Genomic DNA, 930 nt, shown 5'->3' on the forward strand with positions numbered 1-930 from the left:
TTATATCCTCGCCCTGCCATTTATGCAATTTGGAATATGACAAAGTAGAATTAAGGATTGGCACAAAAAACAACCGGAATTATTCAAAAAGAAAATCTATGATCTATCGGGACTTGACAGTGTAAGTTAATGACATTGGGGTTAACACTTTACATTGCAGTCAATACCTTTTTGGAATATATTTCGTGTGGAGTTTCGAAGAGTACAGAATAGGTCTGCACTTTAAAGTCATTAAAAATTGAAGGGCATCTCTATATGATTCTGTTTGAGTTTGAGGAGATTCGTGCATGAGGTCGGTGAGAAAAAGCCGAAGATCGAAGCAAATAGCCTGCTATTTTCAAGATTTTCAATAAAATTATCGCCGCCATCATGTACGCAGATGCTAATCATGAGTTAACTATAGAGGTGTCCTCAGTCTTTCTCGCTTACTACAGATATCAGAGGAGAATTCATCAACAAGATGAAATGGCAATCGCTGCCAGCCATGGAGAGCGAAGCGAAGGGTGGTAGACCCCAGTAGCCGCGAGGCCGCACTGCTTACCCGTCGTGCGCATAGCGCCAGAGGGGAAGCAAAGTAGGCATCCAAACGCGGCGTCCAGTCATTGGGAGACAAGTACGGAGCAGCAACGAGCTTGCGAAGTTGTTGTGTAGTGCTTGGTGACCAGGACGGCTGGGGCACGAATAGGTTGTCAAAGGCCGAGTCGATTTTGGGGACTGGGATGTCCCAAAATCTATCACGAGGTCGAAGACACGCTTGTGTTGTTGTAAGTGCCACTCTAAAACCGCTGCTATTTGCCGTATGGCGACGTTCGAGGTGGTACCAGTCTGATAAACTTGGTCTCCATAATAGAATTTGGAGCAACGGGTTTAACGGTGATTTTTGGGGTAATCCCGAGCAAGTTGACGTGGGTACGGGAACTTCTCCTTCCT

At 45.4% G+C, this 930-nt stretch carries 1 protein-coding gene; it reads right to left on the minus strand.

The features are described 5' to 3' along the window. Positions 1 to 397 precede the first annotated feature (397 nt). Complete coding sequence (locus tag ACOCD2_RS22330) at positions 398 to 679, minus strand: hypothetical protein (protein ID WP_293815773.1); 282 nt, start codon at positions 677 to 679, stop codon at positions 398 to 400. Between the last annotated feature and the right edge of the window lie 251 nt (positions 680 to 930).

This window comes from Thiolapillus sp. (assembly GCF_048562965.1).
Lineage (GTDB): Bacteria > Pseudomonadota > Gammaproteobacteria > Chromatiales > Chromatiaceae > Thiolapillus > Thiolapillus brandeum_A.